Origin of the sequence: Streptococcus sp. 1559, assembly GCF_013276735.1 — a bacterium.
GTDB lineage: Bacteria > Bacillota > Bacilli > Lactobacillales > Streptococcaceae > Streptococcus > Streptococcus pseudopneumoniae.
This window is the reverse complement of sequence record NZ_VMLO01000015.1, coordinates 1-16,515: the sequence shown is the minus strand read 5'-3', so window position 1 is coordinate 16,515 and position 16,515 is coordinate 1. Positions and strand designations below refer to the sequence as shown.

General features: G+C 37.0%; 11 protein-coding genes and 3 pseudogenes. 3 read left to right on the top strand and 11 right to left on the bottom strand.

What is annotated here, in order from left to right; all coding sequences use genetic code 11:
- Positions 1-436: 436 nt before the first annotated feature.
- A pseudogene (locus tag HT688_RS03180) lies at positions 437-729 on the top strand (hypothetical protein); the annotation flags it as partial.
- 484 nt (positions 730-1,213) lie between these two features.
- Here HT688_RS03180 and kdpC read toward each other — a convergent pair.
- From kdpC to HT688_RS03150, 6 genes are all read right to left on the bottom strand, one after another.
- Positions 1,214-1,831, bottom strand: coding sequence for a potassium-transporting ATPase subunit KdpC (kdpC, locus tag HT688_RS03175; protein WP_001225808.1), 618 nt, complete (start codon positions 1,829-1,831; stop codon positions 1,214-1,216).
- 124 nt (positions 1,832-1,955) lie between these two features.
- A complete protein-coding gene (kdpB, locus tag HT688_RS03170) occupies positions 1,956-4,025 on the bottom strand; it encodes a potassium-transporting ATPase subunit KdpB (protein ID WP_166727882.1) in 2,070 nt (689 codons plus the stop codon).
- An 8-nt stretch (positions 4,026-4,033) separates the two neighbouring features.
- Entirely contained in the window at positions 4,034-5,779 is a 1,746-nt protein-coding gene (locus tag HT688_RS03165; protein ID WP_000939242.1) for a potassium-transporting ATPase subunit KdpA, read from the bottom strand.
- 12 nt (positions 5,780-5,791) lie between these two features.
- On the bottom strand, positions 5,792-5,869 hold the full coding sequence (kdpF, locus tag HT688_RS03160) for a K(+)-transporting ATPase subunit F (protein ID WP_007285010.1): 78 nt from the start codon (positions 5,867-5,869) through the stop codon (positions 5,792-5,794).
- 299 nt (positions 5,870-6,168) lie between these two features.
- Positions 6,169-6,894 (bottom strand): response regulator, encoded by a 726-nt coding sequence (locus HT688_RS03155; protein WP_000787304.1) that lies wholly within the window; start codon positions 6,892-6,894, stop codon positions 6,169-6,171.
- Positions 6,884-9,517 (bottom strand): DUF4118 domain-containing protein, encoded by a 2,634-nt coding sequence (locus HT688_RS03150; RefSeq protein WP_172923558.1) that lies wholly within the window; start codon positions 9,515-9,517, stop codon positions 6,884-6,886. The genes HT688_RS03155 and HT688_RS03150 overlap by 11 nt, the downstream gene beginning before the upstream one ends.
- A 77-nt stretch (positions 9,518-9,594) precedes the next feature.
- On the opposite strand from HT688_RS03150, the pseudogene HT688_RS03145 reads away from it, so the two are divergent.
- A pseudogene (locus HT688_RS03145) lies at positions 9,595-10,464 on the top strand (transposase); the annotation flags it as partial.
- A gap of 211 nt (positions 10,465-10,675) precedes the next feature.
- Here the strand turns inward: HT688_RS03145 and lysS are convergent.
- The 3 genes from lysS to pyrF all read right to left on the bottom strand — a co-directional run bounded on the left by lysS (position 10,676) and on the right by pyrF (position 13,919).
- The gene (gene lysS / locus HT688_RS03140) at positions 10,676-12,166 is read right to left on the bottom strand and encodes a lysine--tRNA ligase (protein ID WP_050207953.1); all 1,491 of its coding nucleotides are present in this window, start codon (positions 12,164-12,166) and stop codon (positions 10,676-10,678) included.
- A gap of 385 nt (positions 12,167-12,551) precedes the next feature.
- Positions 12,552-13,184 carry an orotate phosphoribosyltransferase gene (pyrE, locus tag HT688_RS03135; protein WP_023935748.1) on the bottom strand — a complete coding sequence of 211 codons (633 nt, stop codon included), beginning with the start codon at positions 13,182-13,184 and terminating at the stop codon, positions 12,552-12,554.
- A gap of 33 nt (positions 13,185-13,217) precedes the next feature.
- The gene (gene pyrF, locus HT688_RS03130; protein WP_001206717.1) at positions 13,218-13,919 is read right to left on the bottom strand and encodes an orotidine-5'-phosphate decarboxylase; all 702 of its coding nucleotides are present in this window, start codon (positions 13,917-13,919) and stop codon (positions 13,218-13,220) included.
- 192 nt (positions 13,920-14,111) lie between these two features.
- Here pyrF and HT688_RS12260 point away from each other — a divergent pair.
- Positions 14,112-14,450 (top strand): annotated as a pseudogene (locus HT688_RS12260) (IS30 family transposase); the annotation flags it as partial.
- A 202-nt stretch (positions 14,451-14,652) separates the two neighbouring features.
- Here the strand turns inward: HT688_RS12260 and HT688_RS03120 are convergent.
- Together HT688_RS03120 and HT688_RS03115 are read right to left on the bottom strand one after the other, a co-directional pair.
- The gene (locus HT688_RS03120; RefSeq protein WP_000919275.1) at positions 14,653-15,366 is read right to left on the bottom strand and encodes an ABC transporter permease; all 714 of its coding nucleotides are present in this window, start codon (positions 15,364-15,366) and stop codon (positions 14,653-14,655) included.
- Positions 15,359-16,192: an ABC transporter ATP-binding protein gene (locus HT688_RS03115; RefSeq protein ID WP_172923559.1), complete on the bottom strand. Its 834-nt coding sequence runs from the start codon at positions 16,190-16,192 to the stop codon at positions 15,359-15,361. The genes HT688_RS03120 and HT688_RS03115 overlap by 8 nt, the downstream gene beginning before the upstream one ends.
- Between the last annotated feature and the right edge of the window lie 323 nt (positions 16,193-16,515).

The following is a 16,515-nucleotide window of genomic DNA, read 5'->3' as shown; positions in this document are numbered from 1 at the left end:
AAACTTTCTAAAATCCATAACTTTTTCTCCTTTAAAGATATGATTGAAGAGAACATGTCCTTTTCCTCTTCGATTGACAATAATATATAAATAGCAACTTACGACTATTTACCCCACTGTATCTCCTATGAAGAATATACAGTCTAACAGCAATTATACCCCCCCCCCCCCCCCGAATTTTGCAAGGAAAAACATTTGATTTTTTAGGTTTTGTAATTCGAATGTAATAATGTCTTTAGTAAATCGAACGTGAAAATGTCCCATTTGATAAAATAGTCGTATGAAAAGGATCCAACTGAATATGAATGAAGCGAAAAAATATCTTGTGATAAAAGCTATAGACCAAGGAAAGAAAACAAAGAATCGAGCCTGTGTCGAACTGAACCTTTCTAAAAGACAAAGCAATCGTCTGCTACTAGCCTATCAACAGAAAGGAAAAGAAGTCTATTTCAGCAGAAAGACGAAAGCATTCGTTATAAAAGAAGTTGACGGTGACATCTACCTCAATATCGCTGACAAAATCTATCACACAAAGGAGCTACTAGTTCATGAACTCTATTCGAAAAACTTTGAACCAGAACCAGAACAAAAAAAGAAAGACGCAAGTATATCCCTCCACAAACCCATCCGTGGAAACTCACATCTTTCAAACAATATCTTCAGAAAAATAAAAAGGATTATGAAGAGTTTACTAGTGAGGAGCTTCATTCTCCTCATCTACAAGTATAATCTATTTCTCGCTAAATGGGAAGCTGATCCTTAAAGGAAATCACTCTATCCCTTACATTTAGGAGAGAGAAAGCAAGGAGTCTAAGACAAGCATTTCATTTGATAAGAGGCTTGGAGCTGTGAGGCTGGAGAGCTGTGAGGCTGGAGAGCCAAGGCTAAGACTAGCCTTGGTTTAGCTGAAAAAACAGCTTCAAGGGTTCCTCGTATCAAATAAAATCAAAATAATTGCCCTCAATCTCACCATTTTTTTGGGACATCATCACTTTCGATTGACAATTCTTCAGTGAAATGAGTTTGTCACAAATCTCAAACCAGCTAAAAGTAGTTCATAAATAAATGCCAACTTCCTTTCTCTATCTGTAAGATACTCATCAGATTATATAGTCTAGGAAGTAAGAGTTCTTTTTTATCCCTTTTTTTGTAATAGGCGTACCTCTCACTACTAATTACTTGCAATAATACCCGTATAACTTTTACAGCGGTGTTAGTTCAGTTCCTTCATAATATCGATGTTAACTTTTAACACAGACACCCTATCTTCACCTAGAAATCCAAAAATTTTTGTTACTGTATGCTTGTCAATGATTTCTTCCAGTCTAGGCAAGCTAATACCTGTTGTCTTAGAAATACGGGGGAGTTGTAGTTTAGCACTTTCTGGACTGATTTCTGGATCCAATCCCGAAGCCGATGTTGTTACCAAATCAGCAGGGATATCTCTGATTGAAATAGTTGGGTTTTCTTCTATGAGAAGAGACAGTTCCTTTTGAACACGTACTTTTAGTTCAGGATTACTAGGAGCCAGATTTTGGGAACCAGAAGTAATATCCCGCCTTTGTCCACTTGGGTCTCCTTCGCTAAGGTAAGTATTATACTGAATAGCAGATGGTCTACCATGCAGAAAAGCAGCTGACGAAAATTCTTGCCCAATTAAAGCCGACCCAATAAGCTTCCCATCCTGCTTAATTTGACTACCATTGGCTTGAACAGGAAAAATAAACTGCCCTAATCCGGTAATCAGCAAAGGGTAAAATAATCCACAAACCGCCCCAAATAAAAGACTTAGTCGGACAGAACGTCTGATATGTATAAATATTTTTCTCATGATTGTTATTCATTCCTTTCATGTTCAACCCAAGGAAAAGACACTGATTCTTTTAAACGTAAAGCAATGTAGATAAGTTTCAATCTTATTCCTCTAAACATTATATTATATTAAACTAATCTTATCAGGATAAACCCAATAGATACAATAATGGAGTAATACTCATATCAATGATTTTAATTCCAATAAACGGGATGAAGACTCCACCCAAACCATAAATCAGCATGTTATGAGCCAAAACTTTTTCTGACCTTTGAGGCTTATAAGAAACTCCTTTCATCGCAATCGGAATTAGAAGAGGAATAATAATGGCATTGAAAATCAGAGCCGATAAAATTGCGCTGGAAGACGTTGATAATGACATAATATTTAACGATTGCATTTGGGGGATACTGCGCATAAAAATAGCTGGAATAATGGCAAAGTATTTGGCAATATCATTAGCAATTGAAAAAGTGGTTAAAGCTCCTCGCGTCATTAATAATTGCTTTCCAATTTCAACGATATCCAGAATCTTGGTTGGATCGCTATCTAAATCCACCATATTAGCAGCTTCTTTAGCAGCACTTGTTCCAGAATTCATAGCAATACCGACATCTGCCTGAGCTAGTGCTGGGGCATCATTAGTCCCATCTCCTGTCATCGCAACAACTTTTCCTAAGCGTTGTTCTTTTTTAATAGCTTCAATTTTATCTTCTGGCTTGCATTCAGCGATAAAGCTATCAACGCCTGCTTCTTGAGCTATGGTCGCAGCGGTAAGAGGATTATCACCGGTACACATAATAGTTTTAATTCCCATTGCCCGTAGGCGAGCAAAACGCTCAACTAAACCTGGTTTGATGGTATCCTTGAGAGCAATCACTCCCAAAATATTCTGCCCCTCCACTACTGCCAGTGGAGTTCCCCCAGCTGAAGCAATTCTTTCACTGATAGACTTCAAATCTTTCGGAATCACACCACCTTTACCTTTAATATAGCGACTTATAGCATCTGTGGCACCCTTACGTATCATTCCCCCATCAACAAAGTCTATCCCACTCATTCGTGTTTGAGCAGTAAAATCAATAAAGGTCATATCTTCAGAAATAGGAGGAATACTTGCCCCATATTCTTTAGCAAGCTTAACAATTGATTTTCCTTCCGGTGTATCATCCTGTAGAGAACTTAGCATAGCTGCTCTTATTAAAGACTCTTGACTAACACCATCTACAGGAACAAAATGAGCAGCCATACGATTTCCAAAGGTAATGGTTCCTGTTTTGTCCAAAATCATAGTATCCACATCACCACTAGACTCCACTGCTTTTCCTGACATAGCAATCACATTAAACCGTGTAACGCGATCCATACCTGCAATTCCAATTGCTGACAGCAGACCTCCAATTGTTGTTGGAATTAAACATACGGTCAATGCCACAAGAGTAGTAACTGTAATCTTTATGTGCAAAGCGCTAGCAATCGGGTACAAACTTCCAATTACCATTAAGAATATAATTGTTAAGCTGACTAGCAAAGTATTCAAGGCAATTTCATTAGGGGTTTTTTGCCGAGAAGCACCCTCTACCAAGGAAATCATTTTGTCCAAGAAAGACTCTCCAGCACGTGAGGTCATTTTCAACTTAAGCCAGTCACTAGCAAGAGTTGTCCCTCCTGTTACAAAAGCAAAATCACCACCAGGTTCTTTGATCACCGGAGCTGACTCTCCTGTAATAGCTGATTCGTCTACAGAAGCAATTCCTTCAATAACTTCACCGTCACCAGGAATTAATTCTCCTACCTTAACCAGAACGATATCTCCTTTTTGCAAGGCTGTGGCCTCAATAGTTTCTTCAAGAAGGGTCTGACCATCATTATCAAAATAGAGTCGTCTAGCTGTCATATTTTCTTGCGTCTTTTTTAAACTTTCAGCCTGTGCTTTTCCTCTTCCTTCCGCAATGGATTCAGCAAAATTAGAAAATAATAAAGTTAAAAATAAGATCACTGCTACTATGCCATTATACAATCGACTACTTTGGCTATCTTGTTGAGCATCAACGGGGATAATTGTTAAAAAGAAGGTCAAAACAAAACCAACTTCAACTACAAACATTACTGGATTTTTAATCATGTAACTAGGGCGAAGTTTTACGACCGCTCCTTTAAGGGAACTGAGTAGTATCTTTTGTGTCAGAAAGTAAGTTTTCTTTGAAATCATAATAAACCTCATTGAGTTAGAAATTCAGCTAAAGGTCCTAGTACAAGGACTGGTAAGAAAGTTAAGGCTGATATAATCAACACTATCACACCTAAAATAATGGCAAAAGTCCCCGTATCTGTTTTTAAAGAACCTAGGGAATCATTCACATGTTGCTTAGTCATTAACGAACCAGCAATCGATAGCTGAAGAATCAAAGTCACATAGCGTCCAAAAAACATAGCTAATCCTGTAGATATATTCCAGAATAAAGTATTGTCTTTTAGTCCTTCAAATCCCGATCCGTTGTTAGCAGAAGCTGAGGTAAATTGATAAATCACTTGTGATAAAGAATGAAATCCTGGATTGGTAACACTGTTAAATCCTGCTGGCAATGAGACAGCTACTGCTGAAAAACCTAGAATAATCATAGGGTGAACCATGATGGCTAAAGCAATTAAAGTCATTTCTTTACCTTCAATTTTTTTTCCTAAATAAACAGGTGCACGCCCAATCATTAATCCACAAATAAAAACAGTAAGAAGAACGTACAGCATCATATTCATTATTCCTACACCTTTACCGCCAAATATAACATTGAGCATCATGTTAATCATAGCTACTCCACCACTTAGAGGAGTCAAAGTATCGTGCATATTATTCACGGAACCCGTTGTAAAAGCCGTTGTTATTTCTGTAAATAGACCAGACATTGGAATACCGAACCTAACTTCTTTACCTTCCATACTTCCCATTGATTGATTCAAACCCAATTGATGCAAGACAGGATTTCCTCTACTTTCTGACCAAACAATAATGGATAAACCAACAAAAAATAAGAATAGCATAACAATCAGAAGCGGTCTTGCCTGTCCTCCTAGTTTAATAAACGTAGATTTAGTGGACTTATAAGAAACTTTCTGTACAGATTCAAAGGGATGATCTTCCTTTTTCCTAGATGAAACCATATGACCAAAAACAACTACCATAGAACCTGGTAACAACATCATAGATAGCATTTCAATAATATTTGTGATTACATTAGGGTTTTCAAAGGGAGTTGCTGAATTTGCTGCAAAAAAACCACCACCGTTGGTTCCCAAGTGTTTAATAATTTCAAGAGAAGCGACCGGTCCCATTATAAGACCTTGTAAATTGCCCTCCAAAGTAGTCGCATATAACTCTTTTGATAGTGTTTGGGGAACCCCCTGTGAAATAAGTAACAAAGAGCCTATTATTGAAAAAGGAAGCAACACTCGAGTAATCACCCGAACAAAGTCAACATAGAAATTCCCCATGTCTTGATACTTGCCTGATACACCTCTGATAAAAGCCATAGCAGCAGCATAGCCTGAAGCAGCTGAGGTAAACATCATAAAAGTAATGACAACCATCTGACTAAAAAAAGACAAATCCCTCTCACCAGCATAATTTTGTAAATTAGAATTGGTGATAAAAGATATGACTGTATTGAAACTCAGGCTTGATTCTAATGAACCAACACGGGTGGGGTTCAAAAAGAAAAAGGCCTGTGTTCTTAGGATTACATAAGCCACTAGAGCCATAACAGCATTAGTTAAAATAAGGGCTACAGCATACTCCTTCCAAGTCATTCCTTTTTTGTCCACATCAAGCAACTTATAAATCCACCTATCAATAGGATCCATAATGGGATCTGCAAAAGTTTTTTGCTGGCTAGCTATATGGTAAAGATACTTTCCAGTTGGTAATATAATAATACAAGCCAGTACTAAGACAAATATGATTTGTAACATCTCACATTCCTCCTAAAATCTCTCCGGGTGTAACAGAGCATAAAATAAATAACAGATTAATAAACCAAAAATTATTCCTAATACTATCATAGTACACTCTCCCTCTAATCACCTTTAAGGTGCTTATCACACCAAACAATAAAACCAATCATTAACAAAAAAATAAAAAATAAAACTAGAAACATTATGAAATCTACTAGCATTGTATCCTCCTTCAAGAATATAATCATTCTACCACGAAAAGTATAAAAATGATATAAAGATTACGGATATAAAATAAAGATTATATAAAGATTGTCTCCTAAAATAACCTAAGACAACCTATCCTAAGACTTGTTTCAAATAGCTGCCAAGAAATTACAAATCAGGTGAATAAAATTCTTTTTGGATTATTTGTCATCATAATTTTCAATCTTAATCATACGATAACCGATACCAATATGAGTTTGAACCATTTTAGAGTAACCCAATCCTAATTCGATTTTTTTTCGCAATGTATTAACAAAAACTCTCAAAGCAGAAAAATCTTCCTCATAATATCCCCAAATTTCCTTGACAATAAAACGATAAGTCAACACTCTATCAACATTCTCTGATAGAAGACAAAGCAACTTATACTCAATCGGGGTTAAGTGAATTTCTTGGTTATTAACAAATACACGATTAGATAAAAAATCAACATGTAGCCAGCCATTAGTAAAAGATGATTTTTCAGAATTACCGTCACTTTGTTGATTAATCTGCTTTGACCTCCTAAGACTAACTCTTAACCGAGCGAAAAGCTCATCAATGCTAAAGGGTTTCGTCAAATAATCATCTGCCCCAGCATCAAGTGCATCAATCTTGTCACTTTCTTCTCCACGTGCACTAACAACAATAACAGGTAGCTGTGAAAAGCTACGAATCTTGTCAATAATGTCTTTACCATCCATATCTGGCAAACCCAAATCCAATAATAATAAATCTGGAAATTGCGAAATGATCTGACGCAAAGCTTCCTCTCCAGTCCGAACTGATACATAATGATAACCTTCAACTTCCATTGCTAAGGATAAAAGTCTGTTAACGGAAGAGTCATCTTCACAAATTAAAATCTTAACATTTTCATTTTTCATGTAATACATTCACCTCCGCTAGTGGTAGTGTAAATCCAAAGATAACTCCTTTAGGAGTATTGTCATGGACGTAAATAGTCCCCCCATGTGCTGTAATAATACTCTTACATAAAGATAGTCCTATACCTAGGCCTCTTTTACCATCGGATGCCAAATTTTCTGATGTATAAAAAAGGTCAAAAATCTTTTCTTTTGCTTGATCGTTAATACCAGGACCATCGTCAGAAACCTCAACCACCAGGTTCTGATCCTTTCTATTACTCGTCAATGTAATTAAAGATCCTTCATGCGTATATTTAACTGCATTGTTAATGATATTAACCAGTACTTGCACAATCAAGGGAGCATCCATTTTAGCTATTAATAAATCATCTGATAAAATTAAAACAAAGTCATGATTCTTAATATGTTGATCCACATGTTTCAAAGCTTCTTCAATCAACTCATCGAAAACATTTATTCTTAATGAAAGAGTAGTATCATTATCCAATTTAGTAATTGACAATAAATTTTCAATCAGATTAATCAACCACATAGAGTCATCGTAAATATAGGCAGCTAATTCTATCATACGCTGTTTCTCCATAATTCCCCCCGTCTCCATCATTAATTTAGACTGACCTGATATGCTTGTAAGTGGAGTTCTCAAATCATGTGAGATTCCCCTTAACAAATCAACCCTTAACTGTTCTTTTTGTATTTTAAGTTCCATTTTTTGTTGTTCTTCGCGTAATGCTTCTTTTTCTAATGCCAAGGATGCCTCTCCTAAAACAGTTAGAATAACAGATTTTTCAAACAGGTCAATCATTGTTTTATCCTCTATTAAAATACCAATAATAGCAAAAACAGAATCTTTACCTCTGACAGATAAATACAGAAATTTAGCAGCAGACAAGGTGTTTGTTGTTGCTCCAGCTTGTTTATTATTATATAAAACCCACTCAACCACTCCTCGCTCATTGTACTGATAGTAATCAGCTAAGGTCCTCAAAGAATGACTGGTAGGGAAATATTTCGGCGTCTCCAAAGTACCACCTGTTACAGGATAAATCACCACATCACTATTCAATAATTTTTTGACTTGAATAGCTAGTTCTTCTAAAATAGAAGGAATAGAGTCTGCCTGAGATAATCCTCTATTTGTTTGTAGTAACAACTCTGTTAGATAAGATTTTTCAGTAGATAATCTTGCCTGCTCTTGAATCCTTTTTATGAGACTAGAAGTAATCAGACCAGTAATTAACATAATAGCAAAAGTCATAGGATAAGTAGGATTAAAAGAAGTAAAAGTGTAGTAGGGGGCCACAAAAAAGTAATTAAAACAAAGAACTGATAAAATAGAAGAAATCACACTATAAAGTTTTCCTTTTGTCCAAACAGCATTTATTTGAACACTTAATATATATATTATTATAATGTTGTTGGTACTGAGATTCCAGAAACGAAATAAAAGACCTGTTAAGGTTACTAGCAACAATACCACCAGTGTTTTAACCAAATCACTGAAAGAAAATTGCCATTTAGAAAACCAAGAAGGCAACGAGAGCTTACCAACCGAAGTCTCTTTTTTTCCTCTAGTATTATGGACTACAAACATATCCAAATCAGGAACATTCTTACTAAGAACTTCCACAATATTTTCTTTAAGCCAAATAGTTCTGGAGCCACTTTTTCCGACTACTAACTTAGAAACACGGCTCAATTTTGCGTAATCAGCAATCTGCTTGGTCACATTATTATAATCCATAACTGTCACCTTAGCTCCCAACCGCTCTGCCAATTCCAAGTTCTGATGTAACTCCTGATTAGTCAGTTCCCTATCTAAACTACCAATATACAGGGCTGTAAAGTCTGCATTAAGAGCACTTGCTAATCTTGAAGCAGCGCGAATGACATGTGAAGAGGAGGGAGAGGGTGACACACAGACCAAGACATGTTCCTTGGTCACAATACTATCTTTAACTTTTTTTCCTCGAAAAGCACTTCCATTAATCTGATCAGCTGCTTTGCGCAAAGCGATTTCTCTCAAAGATATTAACTTTTCTTCAGTAAAAAAGTGACGCTTGGCCAATTTAGCTTGCGATTTAGAATAAATTTTTCCTTTATCCAATCGTTCAAGTAAATCTGATGGGTCAATATCTACAAGTTCAATCTGATCAGCCTGATCAAAAATAGCATCTGGAATTATCTCATTAACTTGAATCCCTGTAATAGCTTCAATCACATCGTTTAAACTTTCAATATGTTGGACATTTACAGTAGTATAGACATCAATCCCTGCATAAAGCAGTTCCTTAATATCTTGGTACCTCTTTTTATTACGTGACTCAAAACAGTTAGTATGAGCCAATTCATCCACTAAAATAATGCGTGGTTGACGCCTTAAAGCAGTATCAATATCAAACTCATTTAAGGTGATACCTTTATATTTTATTGTTTTAGGAGATAATTGCTCAAGACCAATCAGTAAAGCCATAGTCTCAGGTCGATTATGAGGTTCAATGTAACCTACTACCACATCTACTCCAGCTTTTTGAGCTCGCTGCGCTTCTCTAAGCATAGCATAGGTTTTTCCAACTCCTGCAGCATAACCAAAATAAATTCTTAACGCCCCTGTTTTCATAACATCACCTTAGTTAACCCAACCTTTTGTAGTAAAATCATTTATCAGAAGTCATTATAACCTAATTTTATTTTTTTTACAATAGCCTTCCTGAGATTATATCATGGGACGAGTATGAGTTCACCAAGGGAAAGATGAGTTTCATTGCGCAAGATTTTAACAAGCTCAATATCATCACTGTTCTTGAGGGTAGAACACAAGCTGTCATTCGTAATCACTTTCTTAAGTATGATAGAGCTGTCCGATGTCGCGTCAAAATTATTACTATGGATATGTTTAGCCCTTATTATGCCTTGGCTAAACAGATTCGCTTTCAAATTTCTAGGCTCAGGCTGAAACAGTCTCCCAGACTGTTTCACTCCCGAATGCTAAAATCATTCTAGATCGCTTTCATATTGTACAACATCTTAGCCGTGCTATGAGTCGTGTCCGTGTCCAAATCATGAATCAATTGGATCGAAAGTCTCATGAATACAAGGCTATCAAGCTCTACTGGAAGCTCATCCAGCAAGATAGTCGTAAACTCAGCGATAAACGATTTTATCGCCCTACTTTTCGTATGCACTTGACCAATAAAAACAATTCTAGATAGACTTTTGAGCTATTCAGAAGACTTGAAACACCACTATGATTTCTACCAGCTCTTGATTTTTCACTTTCAGAATAAGGAGCCTGACAGATTTTTCGGACTTATTGAAGACAATCTTAAGCAGGTTCATCCTCTTTTTCAGACTTTCTTTAAAACCTTCCTCAAAGATAAAGAGAAGATTGTCAACGCCCTTCAACTACACTATTCTAACGCCAAATTAGAAGCAACCAATAATCTCATCAAACTCATCAAACGCAACGCCTTTGGTTTCCGGAACTTTGAAAACTTCAAAAAACGGATTTTTATCGCTCTGAACATCAAAAAAGAAAGGACGAAATGTGTCCTTTCTCGAGCTTAGCTGACTTCAACCCACTACAGTTGACAAAGAGCCAAAAAAGAAAGGACGAAATGTGTCCTTTCTAGATATTAGCTGACTTCAACCCACTACAGTTGACAAAGAGCCAAAAAAGAAAGGACGAAATGTGTCCTTTCTAGATATTAGCTGACTTCAACCCACTACAGTTGACAAAGAGCCAAAAATCCCCTGGCAAGTACCAGAGGATAAGAGCTTATTTCATTGTTGGGAAGAGCAATACATCACGGATAGTAGTTGTATCCGTGAGGAGCATGCAGAGACGGTCGATACCGATTCCCAAACCACCTGTTGGTGGCATACCATATTCAAGGGCTTCGATGTAGTCGTAGTCGATACCTGTCGCTTCATCGTCACCAAGTTCTTTAGCTTTAGCTTGGGCTTCAAAACGGCTAAGCTGATCGATTGGGTCGTTGAGCTCAGTAAAGGCATTACCGTACTCCTTAGTCATGATGAAGAGCTCGAAACGGTCAGTAAAGCGTTGGTCTTCAGGATTTTTCTTAGCCAGTGGAGATACAGCTACTGGATGTCCATAGACAAAGGTTGGTTGGATTAAAGTTTCTTCAACAAACTCTTCAAAAAAGGCATTGATGATGTGACCAACCTCAGTATAGTGTTTCTCAACAGGAACTTTTTTCTCAGCAGCGATAGCTTTAGCTTCTTCCAAAGTCATGTCTTGCCAGAAATCGACACCAGTAATTTCTTTGATAGCATCCACCATGTGAACACGTTTAAATGGTTCGTTGATTTTTATTTCAGTTCCTTGGTAGTTGACTGGACCGTCGCCCTTAACTGATTTAGCAGCATGTTGGATAATGCCTTCCGTCAAATCCATGATATCTTGGAAGTCAGCATAAGCTTGGTAGACTTCGATAGAAGTAAACTCAGGGTTGTGAGTAGCATCCATTCCTTCGTTACGGAAGATACGGCCAATTTCATAGACGCGTTCCATACCACCCACGATAAGGCGTTTCAAGTGAAGCTCAGTCGCGATACGAAGCACCATGTCAATGTTTTGGGCATTGTGGTGGGTGATAAATGGACGGGCAGAGGCACCACCAGCTTCGTTGTGAAGAACAGGTGTTTCCACTTCAAGGAAACCTTTTTGGTCAAGGTAACGACGGATTTCAGAGATGATTTTTGAACGAGTGACAAAGCGTTCAAAGCTTTCACGGTTAGAAATCAAGTCAAGGTAACGTTTACGGTAAATTGTTTCAACGTCTGTCAAACCATGGAATTTCTCTGGTAGAGGACGAAGAGCCTTAGACAAGTGTGTGATGTGAGTAGCCTTGATAGAGAGTTCTCCCATATCTGTACGCATCACTTCGCCTTCGACACCAAGGAAGTCACCAAGGTCTGCTTTTTTGAAGATTTCGTAGTTTTCTTCACCGACAGCATCCTTACGAACGTAGATCTGGATTTGGCCTTCGCGGTCTTGAAGGTGGGCAAAACCTACTTTACCTTTACCACGTTTGGTTACCAAGCGTCCTGCGATAGTAGCTGTTTCGTTTTTATCATGTAATTGTTCTTTATCAAGGTCAGCAAATTTATCTTTTAATTCTTGTGAATTTGCAGTGCGTTCAAAGCGTTTTCCAAAGGGATCGATTCCTTGTTCACGGAGCGCAGCCATTTTTTCACGGCGAACGATCTGCTGGTCATTTAGTTCTTCCATATGTTCTGTTGACATGGGATCCTCCTAGATTTACTCAAAATTGAATACGATGAGTCATTTTTTGCGATACTCCCATTTTATCATAAATAAGCAAGAAATTCACGGATAATCTTTCAAAACTAAAAAGAACTTGACGCTAAGATTACTGAGCCAAATCACTGAAAAGACTGGGATAAGCAAGAAATTCCAAAATATCAGAAAAGGGATCTGACAATATTTATGGATTATACTTTAACCCTTGTAACTTTCATGACGTGTGCTACTTTTTATATAAGAGCAAGCCAAGCAAATCTAAAACTGAAACAATTGACGTAAAAAACATTAACAACTTGAATCTTGTCATTCATACACCTGATATGACAGAATAGTATAATTTTTAACCTTTTAGTCTTTTGATTTTTTACACCTCTTGCCAATTCTCTTGGTCTTCCTTAAAGCGTTTTAGAAGGTCGAGTCCTTCTGGCGTGATATAGCCTTCTTCTTGGGCTAGGTGGATGAGTTCACTGTAGTTAGAAAGCGTCACCAATTTCACACCAGCATCTGCAAAGTTCTTATCTGCTTTTGGCAATTGGTAACTAAAAATCGCTACAACTCCAAGTACATCTGCTCCTTCGCGTTTAGCTGCTACTACGGCTTCAAGAACAGAACCACCCGTTGAAATAAGGTCTTCAACCACTACCATTTTTTGACCTTGAGCTACGCGACCTTCGATTTGGTTACCAGCTCCGTGGTCTTTTGGTTTGCTACGGATGTAGGCAAATGGCAGGTTCATCTTGTCAGCAATGATGGCTCCGTGAGGAATCCCTGCTGTTGCAGTTCCTGCAATGACTTCTACCTCAGGAAAGGCTTCTTTGATAGCTTCCACAAAGCCATTTTCAATTAGGGTACGAGTTTCTGGATAGGATAGTGTCACACGATTATCAGTGTAAATCGGTGACTTGATACCAGATGCCCAAGTGAAGGGTTCCTCTGGTTTGAGGTAAACGGCTTGGATTTTCAAGAGGTGGCTAGCGATATCTTTGGCAAGTGTCATGGTCTTCTCCTTTTATTTTTCTAAGCTAGTTCTTTAATTCCAGTCCTGTGTCCATTCATCCTTGATGGCATGATAAGCTGCAACAGGATCCTCAGCTTGGGTAATGGGACGTCCCACTACGATATAGTCACTGCCGATTTGATAGGCATCAGCAGGTGTCATGACTCGTTTTTGATCTCCAACTGCAACACCAGCTGGACGAATCCCTGGTGTCAGACAGATAAAATCTGGATTGGTAGCCTGCTTGATGACTTGTACTTCCTGAGCCGAGCAAACAACACCATCCAAGCCAGCTTCAGCTGTCTTCTTGGCATAGTGAATCACAGACTCTTGCAGACTGGTTTGGATATTTTGAAACTCCTGCATCTGAGCTTCTGACGTTGATGTGAGCTGAGTTACAGCGATCAATTTGGCTTGACTCCCAAGACCTTCACGCGCCGCCTTCATCATCTCTACACCACCAGCCGCATGGACATTAGTCATATCGACACCAAGCTGAGACAAGACCTTCATGGCTGACTTGACTGTATTGGGAATGTCATGAAGTTTGAGATCCAAAAAGACACTATGACCCAAACCTTTTAAGTAGGACACAATCTCAGGCCCCGCTGCGTAATAAAGCTCCATCCCTACCTTGAGATAAAGGCTTTCTTCTGCTGGGAAAAGAGCTAAAAATTCCTTGACCGCCTCAAAACTAGGAAAATCAAGAGCAATGATTGGACGATGTTCTCGCATAGGTTTCTCCTTTTACCTTTACTAGTGAGAGAGTCTGGCCAACAGAAGCCACGAAAAAAGGAACCTGCCAACAGCAAGGTTCCACGAAAAATGGGTAGTCTCCACCCTTTCACCGTCTAACCTTAGCTGCCTCTCTGGACTGCTTTAAAGGTTTTTTACTATTCTATTATTTCTACTAGCACTTGTCAAGTAAAAACAGCTAAATCCATGTTGACTGCTATTGAACACCTCACAAGACTCTTTCCAAAAGAATAGTTAAAGACTTTCACTTCGGACAGAGAAAAAGAGTTTGCTTGTTACCCTTTAATTGAACAAATGGGAATTCTGTTTTATTTTGCGGATGCCTATTCATCTTGGCAAAGGGGAAGTAATGAGAATGCGAATGGACTTCTTCGTGAGTATTTTCTTAAACCGATTTGGCAACAATTACCGAAAAAATCCTTAATGATGCTTTGCTAGCTTATTAATCACCGTCCCCAAAAATACTTGGATTACAAGACAGGTTTTGAAGCACTTATAGAGGAGATTTAAAAATGTTGCATTTTTTATTGCAATTTATCAGTTATCTTATCACCCAAAACTTCTGCAATTAGTATGAGCACTATTGTTATTTTTCTTTTTTCGTACACTCAAATCAAAATATAGCAATAAGACTATTCTGTAGAATTGCTGTCAAAAAGATCAGTTCATTTTTTCCTTCCCACTTGTGTTTATAATCATTAAAATAACTCAATTAAGAAATTTTCTTTTTCCTAATAGTTATCGTAATTAAAGTTAATAGAAGAACAATCCAAATAAGTAGTGTTAGATTAGGAATTAGAGTTTTATTCCATGAAAATTCCTCCCATTTTGTGAAAAACTTAGTAAATAGTCCCATAAAACTATAATCTGTTATCTTCGCAACTGTCTTATCCAAACCAGATAGCATCGGTAAGAAAGCAACTAAAATCATAGCAGGAAGACTGATAACCTGAGCTACTACTTGGCTCTTCGCGGTTAAACCTATCAATAAATAGAATAAAATGATGGATAAAGAGGTTAGAAGAACGATTGTAATATAATTAAAAGTATGTACAATTGTAACTCCTAAAATAAGAGGAGTAGTTCCCATAATCACAAAAGTTAGCAAAAAAGGAAGAAACATAGTTGATAAAATGTATTCGGAGCCTTTAACACCACTCAACAGAAGAGTTTGTAAATTGTACTTTTCTTTTTCTTCAGACAAGATAATAGTTATAGGACTTCCAACAGCCAAAGCCAAAGAAAAAGGTAAACACATCATCAAAAGAACTAATGCCTGTTGATCGTTGACCTTCCCCTGTGTTTCCATAAGATATTTATAAAAATATGTGAAAGCAAAAGGCACTAAAACTTGCAATAAAATACTCTTATTGGAAAGGATGATTTGACAACGCAACCATACCAAAGCCAGAAACCGTTTAAGCATTTAGCTTTCCTCCTGTTAATGTGATAAAAATATCTTCTAAAGTAGGCTCACATGAATGAATTGAAAAAATATTTTCCAGATCAGCCTGAGATACCTGTTCTAGTGATGTAAAATCAAAAATTATCTGATTCCCATTATAATCTGTAACCTTAATCTTTTTATCTTTATTATATCTTTGAATGAGTTCAGAAGGAGCTCCTTGCTCAACTAATTTCCCTTTATTTAATAAGGCAACATAATCACATAAAAGAGTTGCTTCATTCATATCATGAGTCGTTAGAAAAATCGTTGTCCCTGCTGTTTTCAATTCTAAAATTAACTCATGAATTGTTCGAGAAGTTGTGGGATCTAGACCTGAGGTCGGTTCATCCAGAAAGAGTACAGCGGGTTTGTTGATAAGAGCTCGTGCTAAAAGCATTCGTTGCCTCATTCCAGTGGATAATTTTCCTGCTACCATCTTGCGACTATCATATAATCCTACTCGCTTTAACAAATTATCAACACGTGATTTACTAATATTATAAAATTTACTATAAAAAAGAAGATTGTTATACAGAGACATTTTCTCATAAAATCCACTTGTATCGCTAACCAATCCAATTCTCTTTAATTCACCGCTTGTTAAATTTTGAGATTTTTGTCCCAAAATAATAGATTGTCCTTTATCGGCAAGGAGCTGCCCAGTCAGAATATTAATCGTTGTGGTCTTTCCAGAACCAGATGGTCCTAAAAATCCAAAAATCTGACCTTCTTTAACAGTGAAACTTATATCATTTAAAGCTATTTTATCACCAAAACTTCTTGATAAATGGCTAACTTCAATCATACTCATTGCCCCTCCTTTATATTCTACATTTTTACTTAACATCTATTTACTTAGCTTTATCAAATAAACGTCTTAAAAAAAACAATAACATTAAGCATATAACCGTTAGCAAGATTGTTTCAATATTATTGATAATATGATACATTCTCAAGCAGTATAAAATAATTATATATATGCAAATGCTCATTATACCTATTTTTTTAAACATACTAAGCCTCCTTGCTAAATAATAAAGTTATATAATAACTAAGACACACTATACCTAACATAATAAATATCCACAGCATTAAAAATATTATCATACTAGTCATAACCACCCGTGA

What these genes read in the sequence shown, in the direction of transcription:
- kdpC (WP_001225808.1), bottom strand. Translation starts at nt 1,831, where the DNA reads ATGAGAAAAATATTTATACATATCAGACGTTCTGTCCGACTAAGTCTT.
- kdpB (WP_166727882.1), bottom strand. Translation starts at nt 4,025, where the DNA reads ATGATTTCAAAGAAAACTTACTTTCTGACACAAAAGATACTACTCAGT.
- HT688_RS03165 (WP_000939242.1), bottom strand. Translation starts at nt 5,779, where the DNA reads ATGTTACAAATCATATTTGTCTTAGTACTGGCTTGTATTATTATATTA.
- kdpF (WP_007285010.1), bottom strand. Translation starts at nt 5,869, where the DNA reads ATGATAGTATTAGGAATAATTTTTGGTTTATTAATCTGTTATTTATTT.
- HT688_RS03155 (WP_000787304.1), bottom strand. Translation starts at nt 6,894, where the DNA reads ATGAAAAATGAAAATGTTAAGATTTTAATTTGTGAAGATGACTCTTCC.
- HT688_RS03150 (WP_172923558.1), bottom strand. Translation starts at nt 9,517, where the DNA reads ATGAAAACAGGGGCGTTAAGAATTTATTTTGGTTATGCTGCAGGAGTT.
- lysS (WP_050207953.1), bottom strand. Translation starts at nt 12,166, where the DNA reads ATGTCAACAGAACATATGGAAGAACTAAATGACCAGCAGATCGTTCGC.
- pyrE (WP_023935748.1), bottom strand. Translation starts at nt 13,184, where the DNA reads ATGACACTTGCCAAAGATATCGCTAGCCACCTCTTGAAAATCCAAGCC.
- pyrF (WP_001206717.1), bottom strand. Translation starts at nt 13,919, where the DNA reads ATGCGAGAACATCGTCCAATCATTGCTCTTGATTTTCCTAGTTTTGAG.
- HT688_RS03120 (WP_000919275.1), bottom strand. Translation starts at nt 15,366, where the DNA reads ATGCTTAAACGGTTTCTGGCTTTGGTATGGTTGCGTTGTCAAATCATC.
- HT688_RS03115 (WP_172923559.1), bottom strand. Translation starts at nt 16,192, where the DNA reads ATGATTGAAGTTAGCCATTTATCAAGAAGTTTTGGTGATAAAATAGCT.